This is a genomic window from Nostoc punctiforme PCC 73102 (assembly GCF_000020025.1).
Lineage (GTDB): Bacteria > Cyanobacteriota > Cyanobacteriia > Cyanobacteriales > Nostocaceae > Nostoc > Nostoc punctiforme.
Window position 1 is genome coordinate 4217938 of sequence record NC_010628.1, and the last position, 18536, is coordinate 4236473.

Annotated in this window: 16 protein-coding genes and 1 pseudogene; 7 read left to right on the top strand and 10 right to left on the bottom strand. The window is 39.1% G+C overall.

All coding sequences use genetic code 11. From position 1 onward, the window contains the following. Positions 1 to 806 precede the first annotated feature (806 nt). Positions 807 to 2636 (top strand): hypothetical protein, encoded by a 1830-nt coding sequence (locus tag NPUN_RS17095; RefSeq protein ID WP_012409777.1) that lies wholly within the window; start codon positions 807 to 809, stop codon positions 2634 to 2636. A gap of 210 nt (positions 2637 to 2846) precedes the next feature. Beyond that, positions 2847 to 3014, top strand: a complete 168-nt coding sequence (locus NPUN_RS41975) for a hypothetical protein (RefSeq protein ID WP_167315640.1) — start codon at positions 2847 to 2849, stop codon at positions 3012 to 3014. On the opposite strand, the gene NPUN_RS17100 is transcribed toward NPUN_RS41975, so the two are convergent. Then, on the bottom strand, positions 3009 to 3533 hold the full coding sequence (locus NPUN_RS17100) for a recombinase family protein (protein ID WP_202947510.1): 525 nt from the start codon (positions 3531 to 3533) through the stop codon (positions 3009 to 3011). The genes NPUN_RS41975 and NPUN_RS17100 overlap by 6 nt on opposite strands. A gap of 597 nt (positions 3534 to 4130) precedes the next feature. Between NPUN_RS17100 and NPUN_RS17105 the strand changes: the two genes are divergently transcribed. From NPUN_RS17105 to NPUN_RS17125, 5 genes are all read left to right on the top strand, one after another. After that, on the top strand, positions 4131 to 4856 hold the full coding sequence (locus NPUN_RS17105) for a helix-turn-helix domain-containing protein (RefSeq protein ID WP_041565474.1): 726 nt from the start codon (positions 4131 to 4133) through the stop codon (positions 4854 to 4856). Continuing rightward, positions 4750 to 7479 carry a peptidase domain-containing ABC transporter gene (locus tag NPUN_RS17110; RefSeq protein ID WP_012409779.1) on the top strand — a complete coding sequence of 910 codons (2730 nt, stop codon included), beginning with the start codon at positions 4750 to 4752 and terminating at the stop codon, positions 7477 to 7479. Before NPUN_RS17105 ends, NPUN_RS17110 begins: the two co-directional genes overlap by 107 nt. 72 nt (positions 7480 to 7551) lie before the next feature. Next, entirely contained in the window at positions 7552 to 9075 is a 1524-nt protein-coding gene (locus tag NPUN_RS17115) for a beta-barrel domain-containing protein (RefSeq protein WP_012409780.1), read from the top strand. A gap of 139 nt (positions 9076 to 9214) precedes the next feature. Then, positions 9215 to 9943: a peptidylprolyl isomerase gene (locus tag NPUN_RS17120; protein WP_012409781.1), complete on the top strand. Its 729-nt coding sequence runs from the start codon at positions 9215 to 9217 to the stop codon at positions 9941 to 9943. 358 nt (positions 9944 to 10301) lie between these two features. Continuing rightward, a protein-coding gene (locus NPUN_RS17125) for an ISKra4-like element ISNpu15 family transposase (RefSeq protein ID WP_419787122.1) occupies positions 10302 to 11409 on the top strand; the annotation gives its coding sequence in 2 pieces (ribosomal slippage) (positions 10302 to 10454 and positions 10456 to 11409; 1107 coding nt in all). A gap of 61 nt (positions 11410 to 11470) precedes the next feature. Here the strand turns inward: NPUN_RS17125 and NPUN_RS43385 are convergent. From NPUN_RS43385 to NPUN_RS17165, 9 genes and pseudogenes are all read right to left on the bottom strand, one after another. Next, positions 11471 to 11927: pseudogene (locus NPUN_RS43385) on the bottom strand (hypothetical protein); the annotation flags it as partial. A 599-nt stretch (positions 11928 to 12526) separates the two neighbouring features. Further along, positions 12527 to 12766, bottom strand: a complete 240-nt coding sequence (locus NPUN_RS17130; RefSeq protein WP_041565475.1) for a hypothetical protein — start codon at positions 12764 to 12766, stop codon at positions 12527 to 12529. 412 nt (positions 12767 to 13178) lie between these two features. After that, complete coding sequence (locus NPUN_RS17135) at positions 13179 to 13367, bottom strand: hypothetical protein (RefSeq protein ID WP_041565476.1); 189 nt, start codon at positions 13365 to 13367, stop codon at positions 13179 to 13181. Positions 13368 to 13497: 130 nt separating this feature from the next. Beyond that, positions 13498 to 13689, bottom strand: a complete 192-nt coding sequence (locus NPUN_RS17140; protein WP_012409783.1) for a hypothetical protein — start codon at positions 13687 to 13689, stop codon at positions 13498 to 13500. Positions 13690 to 13862: 173 nt separating this feature from the next. Beyond that, positions 13863 to 14084, bottom strand: coding sequence for a hypothetical protein (locus tag NPUN_RS17145; protein WP_012409784.1), 222 nt, complete (start codon positions 14082 to 14084; stop codon positions 13863 to 13865). 280 nt (positions 14085 to 14364) lie between these two features. Further along, complete coding sequence (locus NPUN_RS17150; protein WP_012409785.1) at positions 14365 to 15120, bottom strand: peptidylprolyl isomerase; 756 nt, start codon at positions 15118 to 15120, stop codon at positions 14365 to 14367. A 94-nt stretch (positions 15121 to 15214) separates the two neighbouring features. Beyond that, the gene (locus NPUN_RS17155) at positions 15215 to 16231 is read right to left on the bottom strand and encodes an aldo-keto reductase family protein (protein ID WP_012409786.1); all 1017 of its coding nucleotides are present in this window, start codon (positions 16229 to 16231) and stop codon (positions 15215 to 15217) included. Then, a complete protein-coding gene (locus NPUN_RS17160; RefSeq protein WP_012409787.1) occupies positions 16225 to 17343 on the bottom strand; it encodes a T3SS effector HopA1 family protein in 1119 nt (372 codons plus the stop codon). The genes NPUN_RS17155 and NPUN_RS17160 overlap by 7 nt, the downstream gene beginning before the upstream one ends. Positions 17344 to 17371: 28 nt before the next feature. Next, a complete protein-coding gene (locus NPUN_RS17165) occupies positions 17372 to 18532 on the bottom strand; it encodes a phosphotransferase (RefSeq protein WP_012409788.1) in 1161 nt (386 codons plus the stop codon). Positions 18533 to 18536: the final 4 nt, after the last annotated feature.

Sequence of the window (18536 nt, forward strand, 5' to 3'; positions counted from 1 at the left end):
TGTCTGGGGTTAAGACTACCTGATTTTTGTCAATTAGTAATTATGCTTGAAATTTAGAAAAAAATAGAGAGATGAAGTAAAGTTTTGTATTGAACTTATGGGGCAAGAATGAATGATACGTATCAACGGCGATCGCCTGCTGAAAAATTTTATTTACGACCCCAATTTCAGCAAGACCTAAGTACCATTGCTGATTGATAAATGGTGTCAGATTTTAAACTCTGACGAACGTCCATAAACCATCAAATCACTGGATTAGCGATCGCGATACAACTAGCAAGGCTTTACCCGAAATTAGAAATATTTACCCGAAAATCATGCAGGAATGGTATATGTGGTGATAATTCATCTAAATTAGGACTAGCCCTTTCAAGGTGGTAAAATTTTTGAACAATAATTCTTCTTTTCTCTGTGTTCTCTGTATCTCTATAGTATAATAAAACACTTTTAAACCACAGAGCACAGAGAAAGCAGAGGTTTTAAGAGTCACCTTGAAAGGGCTAAAATTAGGACTTACGCACTGTACAAATTTATCGTGATGTGTATTAACGAAAATGGGTTGTTTCAAGCTTTTCTAAATTATTCTTATGATTGCCAATAGACCACGCTATAGGGCAATTCATAAATTGCCCCTACGACAAATATGGTTTTTGACCTTTTCCATATTTGATGTTTATTGTCAATGTGTAAGTTCTAATAAATATTGAGGAAGCTTAATACTTATTTACAAGAACCTTTCCCATATTCAATGTTTATTCACTGAGTAAATAGCTAAATTTTGTCAACCAATCAGAGCTATTAGAGCTATGAATTGTCTCCGTAATCGGTTTGTTAAGATTGCTCTGACTACCGTGCTTTCTCTAGGATTGTACCTACTAGCAGCCAATTTTAGCCATCGTGGCAATCTTGTAGAAGCCAATTCTCAATCTCAATTAATTGCACAAGCAAATCGTCGTCCTTCTTGGCTGGCACCGTCTCCACCTAAGTTCCCTTATTTCCGGGATAGGAAAGTAGTGATTGCCAAGGCACAAAAAATTTCGGATGGTCTTGAAGCCCACATTAAAGCATGGTTTGCGGGTAAGGCTCCTCCGGGGATTCCAAATACATTGATTCCGAAGGGGGTGGATACCAAAGAATTCCGTAATTTTCGCTTAGTAAAACCTGAGGAGATTACACCTGAGCAACAATGGGCAGTCCGACCGGCTGAGAAAATTAATCTCAAAGCAACTCGTGGGTTTTTCCCAGACCCCAATGCAACCTACTTAGTATTACCTAATCTGCTTGCCCCCTTTGGCAGTAAGGTAATCGTTGAAGGAGAATTTCCTCATGCGCGGTTCTTTGACATTCAAGCCACACCTTCGTTTCATCCTGAAGCCTACCGATATCGGGGCTTTGGTGTTGGCGAAGTGCCGATTGTAGATGTTGATATCGATCCACTACCAGGAAATGTCAATCCATTCCGAGTAGATGCGAACCGTAATGCCACTAAGCGTAAATATCGAGTGACATTCGATATGGCAATCGGCAATCCTGTTGATTTGAATCCAGTGTTTCGTCCTCCTCATTATCGCGCACCTGGCAACAATCGCATGGGTGGCTCAATCCTCTATCAAGGACCTTGGGGAGAGACTAAACCTTGGGGCCATGGACTGGGTGTATGGGATATGGGTCAGATATGGATTCGCTATTATGCACCAGATAAAGCTAAGGGTTCCTTAGGGGGTGTAGCACTTCCCAAAGTCTATTATCAGTTCCCTGATGGTAGAAAATACTATATCCAAGCTGATTTTGAAGGTTGGGAGAATCGATCTAATCGGCGCATTGCTGCTAAGTGGACAGCTCCTGAAGATCCAACTAAACATAAAGGTGCAAAAACGGGATGGTTCAAGAAATTTGGTATTTTTCGAGCAATTGTTGAGGGAATGGCTTTGGAAGTTCCCTGGTTGAACCTAGACCAGGAGTATGTACGCGATCTCGATCTTGGTGTCGCAGGTCGTGGAGAAGACATGCCACCACCTGGTAACTTTTCAGTGGCAGCAACGGAATGTAATTACATTAATTATTTGTTACGGGGTATGTCTCTGGGACGGGATAAGGTTGCCGTATTAACTGGTAAATTGCCGACAACTCCACGTACACGCAATGGTGAAGCCGTGATGAAAAAAGCCCAGGCTCGTTACTGGTCAATCACTGCTACTGATACAGCATTGCCCGAACCTGATGGCTTTGTTGGTGCAGTCTTACATTCAGTCATGGATGATGAAATTATCACAGATGCTCAGCAGCGATATGCGATCGTTTTATCTCGAGCGGAAGACCGTCCGAAAAATGCAACGGCCAGCAATGGTGTCACCTGGGTCAACTGGGGACCAACTACAAACGTCACCTGGACTCTGCGTTGGATGAGCGTTTATCCCAATTGGGACTTTGGTTTAACTCCAGACGATCGCAAGATAGGATGGGCTAGTGATTGGGCAAGCAAACGATATGACCCATCCATAATTGGACAAAACTCTCACAATGGTGTTTTAGGTGAATATTTACCTGAAATACACTATATGACTAAAGCCCGTTTTGAAAAGTTGGGAAATTCCCTCAAACCAGATAAAATTCCCATCTGGGAGGATAACGACTAGCAATCAATCACATAAGTGTACTTAAACAATACTCGGGAATACTCCGGACAATTTTTAGTTGAGGGAATCGACAAGAAAGCTATCGAACCATTAAGGTGCTGATTAGAACAAACAAGCACCTTAATGGTTCGATAGCTATATGGCAATACGGTTTAGTTAAGGCTGAAAGTTCTGTAAATTAAGCATTGTCCCAAGAATGAAAATGAGCTTGTGGTGCATCTCAAAGATTTCTCATTGGTGTCTCCAGATATACAAAGTAGTGACGTACTGAAAGCAATCGAGACAGCGATTCCACCTTTTGCCATCGAACAGGCGATCGCTTATACCAAAACCGAAGAGGGGGTTTTTTGTATAAACCCTCGAAAAGGGGGATTATGAGTTTTCTGAAAGGGAAGAGGTAGAATTTCCAAGGTAACGATAGACACTCGCCTTGGAAAGATCGAAGTCTTTCATCAAGATTTTAATAAGCACGCCTTGCTTCCGTTGAAGCCGAAGTTCCACGATCTGCTCTTGAGACAAACGTTTACTCCTGCCAAATCGAACACCTAACTCCTTTGCCTTATTAATGCCATCTAGCTGACGCTCAGAACGGAGTTCAGTCTCAAATTCAGCGATCGCTGCCAGCATGTTAAAAAGTAGCCGTCCGGTAGCATCCGACGTGTCGATATTTTGGTCGAGCACCTGCAAGGCAACATGTTTACGCTGGAGTGCATCAGCGATCGTGCAAAGGTGAAGAGTCGAACGAGCTAACCGATCTAAGCGTGACACAATCAATGTATCGCCATCTCTAACATATTCCAGACAAGCCGCAAGCTGGGAACGTTGCTGGTTAGTGCCGCTTTGTGTTTCCTGATAAATCTTGTCGCAATGTTTGAGTTTATGTAACTGAATATCCAAACTCTGTCCCGACGAGCTTACTCTTGCGTACCCAACCCTCGCCATACAAACGCCTTTTGATGTAGTTACGTCTCATTATGCCTTGGACTTTAAGATAATTGTATTTTGAGACATGGAAAGAGACATAATTAAATAACGTCTCAGATTGTACACTTTCTGAGACGGGGTTTAGCCAAGAATCTTATCTGGCAAGAGTTATAGGGTGATAGCGTCAAAACTCACTTTTCATAATCCCCCTTTTCGAGGGTTTATCCCAAAAACCCCTAATACTATTCGTGCGATGTTTGGTGCTGTTCGGTTAACCATTGCAGTGCTATCACAAATAAAAGTGACGTTGAAAACTTAGTTTTGGGTAATAAGGACAGCAATTAGCGTATTTAGCCCAACATTTAATCAAAATTTATTTAGCCTTTAATCTTCAGAATTTACAAAGATTATTAGTAGCTTGATATGTAAATAATATAATAATATACGTAAATTTATTTGCATTATTGGTATCAAAAAATACTAATAAGTAGCCTTTAGAAGTGCTTGACAAATTATGCATCAAGTGCTGGGCATTTTTGGATTTATAAAAAACCAACAAATTCAACGTTTATGTCCGACTGCCAAGCAAAACCTGAAACCAACTACTTAAGTACGTCTAGTGGTAAGTATTTGACAGCGTTTCAGAGGAAACTGCTACTACAAAATTTGCAAAAAAGTCTAGTTGAATCCTACCGCCAACGAATTGAAATCATGTTGTTGGCAGATGAGGGGAAAACTCAAAGGTCGATTTGTCAAACTTTGGGATGTTGTGCAGCAACAGCACGACATTGGACACACATAGCCCGGAGTGGCATGGCGCACCAATGGCAAGATTGCCCCATTGGTCGCCCGAAGGCAGTAAATGACCAGTATTTAGAACGTTTGAAAGAACTGGTTAATAGTAGTCCTCGCGCTCATGGCTATGCTTTTCGTCGGTGGACAGCAAACTGGCTAGGGAAACATCTAGCAAAAGAATTTGGGATTGAGGTGAGCGATCGCCATATCAAGCGACTGCTCAAACAGATGGGATTATCCACACTACCAAAACCCAGTAATGTTGAACAAAACAGCACTGAACAAGTTCAGGGTTCCAAAATTTTGATTTGTGACCTCCAATCGGCAGGTATTCCAGATGATTCCGAATTTTTACCTATTAATTTTGCCAAATTAGGAAAACATTTAGACATTCATGGCGCAAAATATATCTGCTCAGTTGCTTACTCTGCAACAGTTCAACAATACTCTGGGTCTTTCTCTTTCTACAGAGGAATTTCAACACTGTCTTCAACAAGTTAAATTTATCAACCCAAAAGTCGGCAAGTTTTGGCAAGGAACTGATGCTCAACCAGGAATCTATATTGCGATCGCTGGCAAAGTCAGGTTGCTTGATAGCACCGATGAGTTAATCGCTACTTTGGAATTGGGAGACTCATTTGGGGAATTTACCTTGTTTAAGGAGGGTGACTTTAGACCTTATGCAGCAAGAGCTTCAGTCAACTTGCAACTGTGTTTTATTCCGAGTGAAGTGTTGTGGCCATTGATGGCTAAATATCCTCAAATTCGAGAGCATTTATGGGCTAAGGCGCTGTCCCGTAATCCGCAACAGTTAGACTCAGATAACCCCCCAGTACTGCCAACTGACTCAAAAAGGCTGCATGAAACAAGGATTTTGTCAACACCAGCAGTAGAGCCAAGCGCGAAAAAGATTAGCAAAGCCTATTTTCCCAACTCCACGCAGCGAGTGGGGCATTTATTACAACGTGTGATTCGGCGCTACCCATTTTTTGCCCAACAGAGTGGATCGGATTGTGGTGCAGCTTGTTTAGTGATGGTGTCTCGGTATTGGGGGAAAAACTTTAGTGTAAATCGCTTGCGGGATATCGCCAATGTTGACCGTAATGGCTCATCGTTGCGGGGGTTATCGGCGGCGGCAGAAAGTATTGGGTTTGCTACGCGACCAGTGAAAGCGAGTCTTGACCAATTGGCCAAGCAAAAATTGCCTGCGATCGCCCACTGGGAAGGCAAGCATTACATTGTAGTCTACGAAATTACCCCTAAACAGGTAATTGTGGCAGATCCTGGTATTGGTCAACGCACCCTCAGCCACCAAGAATTTAAAGCCAACTGGACTGGCTATACACTGCTACTGCAACCCACAGCCTGGTTGAAGGATGCCAAAGAAACTATAACTCCCTTTTGGCAATTCTTTGAATTGATGAAGCCTCACGCTTTAGTGATGCTAGAAGTGTTTATCGCTTCCTTATTTATCCAGATTTTTGGACTTGTTACTCCTTTATTTACCCAGCTAATTTTAGACCGTGTAGTAGTACAGCGTTCTGAACTAACCTTAACGGCGGTGGGATTAGGCTTACTGATTTTTAGTTTATTCCGTGTGGCGATGACAGGATTGCGGCAATACCTGTTAGACCACACAGCGAATAAGGTAGATTTAGCCCTGATTGTCGGATTTATTCGCCATACCCTGCGGCTACCTTTGAGTTACTTTGAGTCCCGTTATGTGGGGGATATTATCTCTCGCGTACAGGAAAACCGCAAAATTCAACGCTTCCTCTCAGGTGAGGCATTATCGATCCTGCTAGATTTAGTCACTGTTTTTATTTATTTAGGATTGATGTTTTGGTACAGTTGGAAAATGGCGTTATTAGTATTAGTAATTATACCGCCTTTTTTCCTTTTGGCATTGATTGCCACACCTTTTTTACAAAAGATTTCTAGGGAAATCTTTAATGCTGTTGCCAAAGAAAGTAGCTATCTAATTGAAACTCTTTCTGGTATACGAACGGTTAAATCCACAGCAGTAGAACAAACGGTGCGGTGGCATTGGGAAGAGTTATTAAGTAAGGAAGTAAAAACTAACTTTTCCGGGCAAATTATCAGCAATCGGTTGCAAATATTCAGCAACACAATTGAAGCAGTGCTAACTACCGTCTTACTGTGGTTTGGGGCGTACCAAGTTATTCATAACGAGTTAACCATTGGGCAATTGGTGGCATTTAATATGCTGCTAGGAAATATTATTACACCCTTCCAACGATTAACAGTTTTGTGGAATCAATTACAAGAAGTGGTGATTGCAGTAGAACGCATTAATGATGTCTTGGATGCGGAACCAGAAGAGGATTTGCAGCATCAGGTACGACAATCTTTACCATCAATTCAAGGTAATATTCGCTTTGATAACGTGACATTTCGCTATCACCCCGAAAGCGATGTTAATGTTTTGGAAAATCTCAGTTTTGAAGTCCAAAGCGGGCAAATGGTTGCTCTGGTCGGACGGAGTGGTTCGGGGAAAACCACAATTTCTAAGCTGGTTTTGGGGTTATATCCTCCCACAGATGGCAAAGTGTTGATTGATGGACAGGATATTACCAGTCTTTCGTTGCGTTCTCTACGCGAACAGGTTGGGGTAGTTGACCAAGATACCTTTTTGTTTGGTGGAACGATTCGGGAAAATATTAGCTTGGCACATCCTGGGGCAACTTTGGTAGAGATTATTGAAGCGGCGCGATTGGCGGGTGCCGATCAGTTTATTAAAAACTTACCTATGGGTTATGAAACCCAGATTGGGGAAGGAGGGGGGATGTTATCTGGAGGACAGCGACAAAGAATTGCGATCGCAAAAGCATTGTTAGGCAATCCCAAGCTGTTGATTTTGGATGAGGCCACTTCCCATCTAGATGCAGAGTCAGAAAGGATTATCCAGACGAATTTAAACACAATTCTTCAAGACAGAACCACCTTAGTCATCGCCCATCGCCTTTCAACTGTGCGGAATGCAGATTTGATTTTAGTGTTAGATCGCGGCGTGTTGATTGAAAGTGGGACTCACAAAGAGTTGATGGCGAAGCGAGGACATTATTTTTATCTCAATCATCAGCAGATGGATGTTGCCGGGTGAAACAAAAGGACAAGGAGGAAGCTTTTCTTATCTCCCTATATCCAAAATTCCAAATTGATATTAGGAAAAATCATGCCAAATACATTGAATGGAAGGGTTCAAACCCAAATCTATGATGTAGAACAGCACGAAGAAATTTTAAGAGAGCAAATACCAGCTAGATCGACTGATGATTGGGCTGATGCAACCAAGGATTTACTTGATAGCTTGCCCCAGGTTTGGACAAGGGGATTGTTGTACTTTTTAATCGTGTTTGTGTCGATCATTTTACCTTGGGCAATGCTATCTAAAGTGGATGAAACTGGTACAGCAAGAGGGCGGCTTGAGCCAAAGGGAAAGACGGTTAGACTCGATGCTGCTGTGGCAGGTACTGTTGCCGAAATTCGGATAAAAGAGGGCGATTCGGTTAAAGTTGGGCAGACTTTATTAGTGTTGGAATCGGAATTAGTTAAAGCAGAATTACGGCAAGTGCAAGATAAGTTAGAAGGACAATTAAATCGACTTTCTCAGTTAAATTCATCTAAAAGTCAGTTAGTTGTATCTTTGACAACTCAACAGCAACAAAACCAATCTCAAGAGTTAGAAAAGCAGTCTCAAATTGACCAAGCGCGAGAGAATATGAATGCTCTTAGGAATTCTTATGACTTACAAAAAGACGAAAAATTAGCTCAAGTTAATCAGGCACGGCAAACTCTTGAACATAGTCAGACAGCTAATAAGTTAGTAAACAGTAGTTTGACGAGTACCGAGCGGGAAGTGGAACGCTATCGCAATCTTTGGCAATCAGGCGTTGTGCCAGAAATTAATGTTGTTGAAAAACAAGATATAGCTAAAGACAAGCAACAGTTATACGAACAAAATAAATCAGATATTCAGCAAGCTAAACTACGTTTGCTAGAACAACAGAGTAGTTATGAGCGGACTATTCGGCAAGCAAATGCAGATATTGAGCAGGCAGAATTGCGGCTGAAAGAACAGGAAAGGAGTTATCAGACCTTAACTCGTTCCAGCAAGCTAGCTGTGTTAAAAATCGACGAACAACAGAAGAGTTTAGAAACAGAAATTACTACGCTTCAGGCAGAAATTGCTCAAACCAAGAGTCAGATTGTCTCCTTAAAGTTTCAGTTAGGACAACGAGAGTTAAGAGCCACAGTGAATGGTAGAGTGTTTCAGTTACCGATACAACGGGCTGGGTCTGTAGTGCAGCCAGGAACAATGATTGCAGAAATTGCACCTCAAGGTTCGCCTTTAATAATTCGGGCGCAAATGGCGACAACTGAAAGTGGTTTTTTGCGAAAAGGGTTGCCAGTCAAATTAAAGTTTGACGCTTATCCCTTTCAGGATTATGGAATAGTAGAAGGCAATTTAGCAGAGATTTCCCCTACTACCTTAGAAGTAGATACACCTAATGGCAAGGTAGCAGCTTATGACTTAGAAATTGCCTTAAAACAAAATTGTCTTCTCTCGGCGAATAAGTGTATTGCCTTGCATCCTGGGGATACTGCAACAGCTGAAGTTATTGTGCGTCAGCGTCGGATTATTGATTTTCTGCTCGATCCATTTAAGCAATTGCAGCAGGGTGGGGTGAAATTGTAAAAAACCAACTTTCCCTACGTTCAAAAGATATGGAAATTAGAAATGTAGAGACGTTATATGTAATATCTCTACATCCAGCTAAGAAGTCATGCTCTCATATTTAATTTTAATTTTGCTAACCAAATTTAGGATAAATATCATGTCACAATCTATCAACATTACCAACGAAGACATTCTACACCAAGTTAAGTTATCTTGTAAAATTCCTGAGATAGTTGAGCAGATTATTACCCGTAAGCTAATCATAGCGGCTGCTGAAGAAGCTGGAATAAAAGTAGAGGTTGAGGAACTTCAGAAAGCAGCAGACCAAATACGGTTAGTTAATAAACTCGATAGTGCCGATCGTACTTGGCAATGGTTAGAGAAACATAGTTTGTCCTTAGATGATTTTGAAGAAATTGCTTACTTAAATCTCATATCTGGAAAATTAACTAATCATCTTTTTGCTGATAAGGTTGAACCCTATTTCATTGAGAACCAACTAGATTATGTTGGTGTGGTGATGTATGAAGTTGTTCTAGATGACGAAGATTTAGCCCTAGAACTCTTCTATGCGATTAAGGAAGGTGAAATGAGTTTCTATGATGTAGCTCACAAATTTATTCAGGATACTGAGTTACGCCGAAAAGGGGGATATTTAGGGATAGTGCGCCGCAAAGATTTAAAACCAGAGATTTCTGCTGCTGTTTTTAGTGCTAAACCGCCACAGGTTATTAAACCAATTGTAACATCTAAGGGAATACATTTGATTTTAGTAGAGGAATTAATTCAACCAGACCTAAATGAGAAACTTCGCACAAATATCATTTTTAACTTATTCTCTCACTGGCTTAATCAACAAATTGCACAATCTGAAACAAGTAAGTAAAACTAATTACATATTAAGGTATTTGATATTTATTAGCATTGGGTTGGTGGTATAGGCCCAGACCATCAGTGAGAGGTTAGAGTGATTGCACTTTTGTCAAGAGGGTGCAGGAAAAGGAGATAAATCCAGCTTGGAGATTGGTTTTCGCAGGGCTTTAACTACTCCTAAATCTTGATTTTCTTTGGCAGCAAAGTACTTAATAGGGTCATCCGCTTTACCTTTGTGATAGGGGGTGCATCCCAGTTTTTATTATTCCAAAACAAATAAATAACAGGGAAGGATTGTTACAGAAAACGGAAGTCAGGAAGTAAGGGGATATCAGGAAGGGATAATAAAGTCATCAAGACTAGGTGTATCAATGACTCCTGAAGAAGAACAACAGATAAAAGAATATTCTCGTGCAATAGCAAAGATACTGTACAAAAGTACTACGGGTGAGCAACTCACAAGTTTGGCAAAAATAGAAGAAGTAGTACGCTCTCAAATGCGGAAGCATGTAATGCCAGAAGTAGGGTTTTTTTATCGAAAATGCCGCAGGAGAAAGCAGAGGATACAAACGAAAAATAAAAAGTATTATTGGAGAACTGCCAATTACAAACTCTCAAGCACAAAAGCTAGAAATTAGACCCCATAATCAATTGAGTCCATATTTAGAAGCTTGTTGCTTACGAATCAGCGCGTCGGTATCGTATCAACGTGCGGCAGAAGATATTGAATATTTAACTGGTGTAGAAGTATCAAAAAGTGTGCAGCAACGATTAGTGCATCGTCAAAATTTTGAATTACCGCAAGTAGAATCAACTGTGGAAGAATTGAGTGTGGATGGAGGAAATATACGCATTCGTACAATCAAGGGACAAGTCTGTGATTGGAAGGGTTATAAAGCTACCTGCTTACATGAAAAACAAGCTATTGCTGCCTCATTTCAAGAAAATAGTCTTGTAATTGATTGGGTCAAAAGCCAATCAATTGCTCCTATCTTGACCTGTCTTGGCGATGGCCATGACGGTATTTGGAATATTGTCCGCGATTTTGCTCCCGAACACCAGCGTCGGGAAGTACTTGATTGGTTTCATCTGATGGAAAACCTACACAAGATTGGCGGTTCTAATCAACGGCTCAATCAGGCTAAAATCCTTCTCTGGCAAGGAAAAGTTGATGATGCTATCGCTGTCTTTGCTGACTGTCAGCTAAAACAAGCTTTTAATTTCTGTACTTATCTTGAGAAACATCGACACCGGATTGTCAATTACCAATATTATCAAGCAGAACAAATCTGTTCCATTGGTTCTGGTGCTATTGAGTCTACTGTCAAACAGATTGACCGTCGAACCAAAATTTCTGGCGCACAATGGAAATCTGATAACGTTCCTCAAGTCTTAGCTCAACGCCAGAGCTTATCTCAATGGATTAATCTTTGCTCACTAAATAAAAACTGGGATGCTCCCTGTCATAGGCGACACTAAAATGGTACAAGCCACGAAAAATCATCTCTAAAGAAATGCGGTCAAATGGTAAAGCTAATTCATCAGCTATCCAAAGTCGTTCAAAATTAAGTAGTGCGAACTTAATGCTATCAGGCAGTGGTCGCTTAAGCCGTTGCTGCCAATTCAGTTGTAACTGAGGTAGTAAATCTTTAAAGACCCGCTCAAATAATTCAGCAGGGAAAACTAAAAATCTTTCTGACAAAGACTGTTGAGCAACTTTAGTAACAGGACACCATAATAAACCTTCTCATGCTAACAGACGATTCAACTCTTGAACGCCAGGAACTTGTCGCCACAACAGTGTTAATATTGCTGCTACCATTAAAGATAAATTGAGAACTCTGTCTCGTAATCCTAACTGTTTATAATATTTTTGTTGGGCAAAAACTGCTGGGGTTAAATATTGCTTCTAAGTGTTTAGCGATCGCTTCATTATCTATAGTAGGAGTATTATGTCGGTGTGGGTAGTCAGAGTTTTGTTTTGGTCGCTTGGGCATGGTGGTAAACCAAACTTTTCATTACCTCGTTTAATAATTGAATTTACACAACAATGTTGCCCGCTTCTTGCTTTAGTTTTTTGTCGTTACAATACTTTTTCTTACCTTATTTAAGTTATCAATTACCTTCAAGATAATGATAATCAAATAGTGGGGGAGGAGGCAAGCTTCTCTTGCCTTCTCCCCCTCTCCCCATACACGATTATCATTCTTATTAAGACTATTTTGAGTATTTTAGCTGATTGACAAAAGGCGCTTTATTCTAACCTCTTACGGATGGGCCCAGACTAGTTTTTGCGTAATGCTTCAAGAGAGTACAAAATTAATAACCTAAGTTGCTAGCGATCGCAAAGTACTTTTTTTAAGTACAAAACTTAATTCTTAGTATCTAAACACTACTTAAAAAATAGCTTTTGATACAAAATTAATACTGTTTATAGGTACTAACTAGCAACTTATGTTAATAGTGTTTGAGGCAGTATAAGACTTATATTTGATTTTTGAGAAACTAAGCTGCCTAGAAGCTTGACACATCAAGCTTTCCTTGTGAGTATAATGAGGAAAATGTAAGATTCCTACGTTAGTGGCTAACTAACAACTTAGTCAAGTCCCAAAGTTGCTAGTGTTATTGTTTTTATTGTCAAGATAGCTGTTGTTTCTGTTGTTGGTATAGCTGTTGTTGTTGTAGCCGTTACTGTTGTTACTGTTATTATTGTTGAATTGAGTCCACCCTGAATGCTGAGAGCATCACTTTCAGACAATTGGTCCAAATAGCTTTCGGAATCATCAAATAATTCACTGCCAGTAACGGATAGATTATCAATTTTTATTGTACTCATTGCTTTATCTCCTTTGAAGAATTATTCAGGTTGCATAGGTATTAATTGCTGTATTTACCAATACTTACCTGAAAATATCTATATCTTAAAAGTTAAGATTAGCAAATTCAATTTACAAAATTACTTTTTGATGACATAATTATTTCATTATTAGCTTAATTTTAAATATAAAAAAAGTTTTTAGACAAATTGAAGAGTTTGCTTTTAATATAAGACATTAACAAGGCTCATCTCTATTATTATGGGTAAAATAATCTAGGAGAAATCCAATTATAAAATTATAGTATATTAAAAAGAGACAAAACTAATTCATTTATGCGATCGCAAATTTTAAATCTGAGCAAAAACTAGAAAAAAATCAGCCCAAAATCCCTCTTGGACTGAACGATAAAAATTTAGATTTTGACTTTGTTCAAAGTAGTTCACTGTTTGAATTCGCTTCTTTCTGCTCAATATGTTGGCTCTGTTGTTGGCGACCTAGATATGAATCTTTATCGTTCTTACCTACAATGTATCCAAAGGCTGCACTTCCAATAGCTAGGAACAACAGTAGAACAATGCCTTCGTAACCATTGGGTTGATAAACAGGAGGCTGACTCATAAATTAATTTCCCGTTAATACAACTAAAAATTTACCTTAAATGCAGAGTGAAGGACATGAGTATTAAGACTAAGCCCTTCACTAAATGAACTGAAAATTTTTGAATGATCTACAGAGGGATTATAGCTTACTAGCGATCGTTACGACCCACTGCATATCCTAGTGCAGCAGAAGCTAAACCAAGGCTGATAAGTGCAAAAATGGTGAAACCACCATGAGATGATCCTGCTTGTTCATCAGATAGCTCGTTGAGAAAGCTTTCCTGATCTATAAAAAGAGATGAACCGGCTGGTTTAATGTCGCTAATACAAATGGTTGCCATGATTGAATTTCCTTTTATTTCAATTAAGCGAAAAGTGGTTTTTGCTGATTGCTAAACCTACATATATATAGGAAATAATGTAGGTTTAGAATAGTCTTGCTAAATCAATCAGACTTTTTAAACTACATACAAATGCTTCTTAACCTGTTCAAAATATTTAGAACAAGCAGAGTTTAGTAGTAGCGACCTTTAATGTAGGAAGCAACAAAAGTAACACCAACAACAGTAAGACCAATGCTTAAACAAGCTCCACTACTAGCTGTAGTGATAACTGTCCAAATAGCACCACCTTGATTACCTAATTCATCTTCAGTTAAAGACATCAGATAGCTTTCTTGATCGGCAAACAAATCGTAACCGGCTGGGCGTAAATCGGAAATTTTGATAGTAGCCATCAGATGCTTTCCTTTGATTATCTAATTAATTATGCTTAGTAATAATCAGATATTTTCCTGATTTATTACATATTTATTGTATTTTTTAAATAGCTATAACTCAATACAAAAAACTAATTTAGCTTGACACAATAAAAACATTAATGTCCCATATATAAAATATATTTAGTTGGTATAAATTTTTTGTCTTGCTATTTTTAAACCAATAAAATATCTGCCTTTTAAGACAAGAGGCAGATATTGATAAACAATAACAAATTAAACGTAAAATTTAACGAAATCAAGCATCAGGAGTAGAAGCCGTTCTCTCTTCTAGCCAATTTATGAAGAGAAATTCTAAAATCTGCTCTCTGATTTCACTCAAGTCAGATGGAAACCACTTCTCAACTCTAAGGATGTGATAACCAAGTTGAGTTTGAATTGGGCCTACTAATTCACCTACATCAATATCAGCAATAGCATTTGTAATCTCCGGTAACAATTCTGTTAAAAACCGAATACCAACAAAAGCACCATTTTCTTTAGACTGCTTACCCTGAGAGTATTCTAAAGCTAATGCACAAAAAGAATCTTTTTTGTCCCGAAGCGCTTTAGTGATTTTCATTGCTTCTGTCAAATCACGAACAAGGATCTGAGACAAAGCCACCCGCTTATAACTATCCCGGTTATTTATATAATGATCGTCCACCGCCACACCGAAAAGATGTTCTTTCAACTTTTGAGATAGCAATGATATGCGAATGATTTCCGACCAATCCTCTACACTAATGCGCTGATGTGCTAGCCATGCCAGAGTTTCAGATGTTCCCAGCAATTTGTTTTCTTGGCGAAATGTATCGCCTGCTGCTTGTAACTCTTCGTCTGTCACTTTAATATCTAGCTGTTCGCATAGTTTCAAAGTCAGAATATTTCTTTCAGCAGCAACAGCAATTTCAGCTATTTTGCAAGAATGGCGCAGGTAAGCAAGGATATCTTCATCACGTGCAGGTGTAATTTCTGGAAATGTAAGTTTTTCTAAAGAGTGTTGCATGGTCATAGTATGTAATTCTGATCAAAATACATAATTTGTATCTTGTTGTGCAGTTATAGCCAGAAAATATTAACTATTAACTGCCTTGTATTTTTTTGATTTAGGAGCGATAAATCAAGTTTTCTGGCAAAATATTTTTGATAGAAAGTTGATTGCGGTGTAAATCTCCATACAAATTCAGGTAATTAATTTCGGCAGGCGTAAGTTTGCCTTGCTTGACACTAGAAATGGCTGCATCAATTTCTTCCCGACGTTGCCATCCAGCCAAGCAAACATCTACACAGTTCTGGCTTAAAGAGTAGCGATATAAATCAGGTACTGAAGGCTGCCAACAATTTTCTGGCAGACCTTGGGGAGGGTTCCAAAGAGCGCCTGTATGAGAGCCTGTAGATTTAAAAGTAACGATACCTGGTCTATGAGAGTCTTGGGAGTCTAGTTGATTAAACAGTTGCGATTGAGCAGACTTATGAGCAACATTGTGTCTAACCATTACTACATCTAATAAAGGGCTGTTAGACCATTGTTGAGCCAGATTCATATCATGAAAAGATGCTCCGACATAGCGAACAGCTCCCATTTTCTTAAGGCGTTCTGAAATTCCAACTATTTTTTCAATACTACGCTGATATACAGAATTAGCTCCTTTTAAATCAGGAGACAGCTGTAAACAATCTTGTAAAGCTGACCCATCCTTAGAACCGATCCAGCCCCAGAAAAACACATCAATATAGTCAATACCTAATTCTACAAACTGATCGAGCAGTGCTGCGATCGCCATGTCTGGACTTTTAATGTAAGTTACTGTCGCTAGCACTACTTTCTCTCGCACCAAGGAACCACGTCCACACATCTGGCGCAGTGCTCCAGCCATTGAGCTATAGATATAATGGTGCAGGTCACTGGAGTAAAAAAAGTAGTTAATTCCTTGGTCAAAGGCGTAAAGCGTATCCTCACTGGAAATGCTTCCACCACCTCCTAAGCCAAGACAGCTAACTGTTAAGTCAGTTCGCCCTAATTTTCGGTAGAAAGGTAAATCTGATTTTGGGAATTTAGCATTTAGAGAATCAACTCCATCTGATTTGATTAAGGATTGTGGCGTAAGATTAGTTATTAGCATTCGTTCAATAACTGATAAATATTTTCCGAGTTAGCATTCAAGTAGACAGATTGCAAATCAATTCCCGCTAGAGAAAATTGCTCATGGATAGCCTGCATCCGTCCCTCTGGGGAGTCATCTCCTTGATACCAAGCTTTTAGTAATCCATTCGCCACAATCTGACAACGATTCATCCCAAAACTTTCCTGTTCAGCAAACTTTTTGTCTGGTTCTTCTGCTAACCCTAATCCTGGTAGAAGCTGCATCGTGAATAAAGGAACCTCTGGCTGAAAATAAGATTTATTTTCTCTATATACAACTTGTAAAACTTCTTTAACTACCTGATAATCCCTCTTATCAAAATACAAAACCCCTGAATCATGCCGTCCATAATCTTTTGGATTATACAAAACCTTAAAACTAAAAGGAATTGCTAACTTATTCAGTTGCTGTGTCAGACTCCTCATTACTGTCACAGCACCTTCAGGAGTCAAATTAAAATAGATTCGCACAGTTACTAATGGGTCGTTAGCATCCAGTAAACGAGTAAATCCTTGATTACCAACTGCCATATAAAAGCCATTTTGTACCCGATTTTTAGGCATCCGAATAGCTACCATATCACCTACTTTAGCGTCTTGGTCAATAGCTTGAAGATGCTTTTCAGGATGAATATGTAACCTCAAACCACCCTTTGTTACTACTAAACTACCGTCTATTTCTTCTTTAATAACAGACCAACCAAGGTCAAAATTGCTGTCTCCACAATTACTTTCATGTAATTGCTCATACAATTCCAAATCTATTCCTAGAAAAGTATTATTTTCCAAATCTATGAGCAAACTATTTTCTTCTCCATCTAGTGCTAAAGCACTTCGCATAGAACCGTTGTAATATATCCCATAGAGAAAAGCCCGCAATTGCAGACTCAGATATTTCTGTTGCATCTGGGGTGGCATATTCTGAAAACGTTCAACTATCTCAGATGATAATTCCAAAGGTTTGTAATCTGGATGGTGGATGGAAAAATCAGATTTTATCTCAATTTTTTGAGCAATATCTTGTAAAACATCCAGTAATTGCCCAGTTAATCCAACCTCTAATTGAGTTTGGGAAGAATTTAATAATTGCATAATTTTTATTTAGTAATCACAAAATGATTTAAACAGGAGAATTATTTAGATGGCCTAATTCAACAGCAGCAGCACCAAAAATTGTTGGCATCGATTGTACAGGACGGCTTAATAACGTCTTAGCAACCTGAAGCATAGCAATCCCCATATTGCCAAAAGATTTTTGATATTGAATCATCGCCTGAATTTGTTGAATCAACGTAAAACCCGTAAATTGCACTACCCGTTGCAAGAAATCAGAGCGGTGGTCTAGAATTTCTGGAAAAGTCTTCAAATAAGCTTGGGTTAATGTACTAATTGAAGGCTGAAGTACTTCTAAAGGTGTAATTGCCAAACGTAGAGACTCTTCAATACTCAAAGAATTACTAATAACCAAGCTACCCAACCAGATTTGGACATAGCTGCTAATTAGTGTTCCTAAATCAAAAGCTGGATCTCCCCAAGCAGAGCGTTCCCAATCTATTAGCCGGACAATATTGTTACTAGAATCTTGCCAATCTTTGTGCAGGAGAATATTATTTAGTTTTAAATCATTATGGGTGAGACAAGAGGGTGTTACAGCATTGCCCAATTCGGCGATCGCTTGCCCCAAGCTATCATAACGTTGATAGAGAGCAAAAAACTTTAACCCATCGCTAGGAACTATACCAAAAATTTCCGGTTCAACCCGTTCTAATCTGCGAACTAAATGTAATACTTGATCGCCCATTAAATTATCTGAATTTTTAGTAAAGAATTCCTGATATTCTTGGCGGTTGAAAGTATCACGATGGATAGTCCCTAAAATATTACCAATTGCCGTAGCGATTTCTATATTAAAGCTATTTCCCTTGGTATAAAAATCCATTAAATCCCGATAATCATCGAAATATTTAAAGACAATAATGGAATTTTCGACATCAAAATGCAGTACTTCTGGTAAAAATGAACGGTAGTTGCTAAGGTTTGGAAATTGTTGTAAAAACTCTTGAATTCGCCACTCAATTAAAAATTCACCAGCCGCTTTCCCTTCGGGATTGTGTCGTTCTTGTTTAACTAAAAGTTTGCGATCGCCTGGTAAAGTCACTAATAAGTTGAAATTCTTGGCTGTAAGTTGTTCTATTTTAGCGGGAGGTTGCTCGGATTGATTACATAATCCTTTTTCAAGCAAATAATTGAAAACATTCTGTGAATTTAAGATAAATGTCATAGGT

Coding starts and splice junctions, on each gene's coding strand:
- NPUN_RS17165 (WP_012409788.1), bottom strand. CDS start 18,532: ATGACATTTATCTTAAATTCACAGAATGTTTTCAATTATTTGCTTGAA.
- NPUN_RS17135 (WP_041565476.1), bottom strand. CDS start 13,367: ATGAGTCAGCCTCCTGTTTATCAACCCAATGGTTACGAAGGCATTGTT.
- NPUN_RS17095 (WP_012409777.1), top strand. CDS start 807: ATGAATTGTCTCCGTAATCGGTTTGTTAAGATTGCTCTGACTACCGTG.
- NPUN_RS17140 (WP_012409783.1), bottom strand. CDS start 13,689: ATGGCAACCATTTGTATTAGCGACATTAAACCAGCCGGTTCATCTCTT.
- NPUN_RS17155 (WP_012409786.1), bottom strand. CDS start 16,231: ATGCTAATAACTAATCTTACGCCACAATCCTTAATCAAATCAGATGGA.
- NPUN_RS17130 (WP_041565475.1), bottom strand. CDS start 12,766: ATGAGTACAATAAAAATTGATAATCTATCCGTTACTGGCAGTGAATTA.
- NPUN_RS17105 (WP_041565474.1), top strand. CDS start 4,131: ATGTCCGACTGCCAAGCAAAACCTGAAACCAACTACTTAAGTACGTCT.
- NPUN_RS17110 (WP_012409779.1), top strand. CDS start 4,750: ATGGCGCAAAATATATCTGCTCAGTTGCTTACTCTGCAACAGTTCAAC.
- NPUN_RS17145 (WP_012409784.1), bottom strand. CDS start 14,084: ATGGCTACTATCAAAATTTCCGATTTACGCCCAGCCGGTTACGATTTG.
- NPUN_RS17120 (WP_012409781.1), top strand. CDS start 9,215: ATGTCACAATCTATCAACATTACCAACGAAGACATTCTACACCAAGTT.
- NPUN_RS17160 (WP_012409787.1), bottom strand. CDS start 17,343: ATGCAATTATTAAATTCTTCCCAAACTCAATTAGAGGTTGGATTAACT.
- NPUN_RS17115 (WP_012409780.1), top strand. CDS start 7,552: ATGCCAAATACATTGAATGGAAGGGTTCAAACCCAAATCTATGATGTA.
- NPUN_RS17150 (WP_012409785.1), bottom strand. CDS start 15,120: ATGACCATGCAACACTCTTTAGAAAAACTTACATTTCCAGAAATTACA.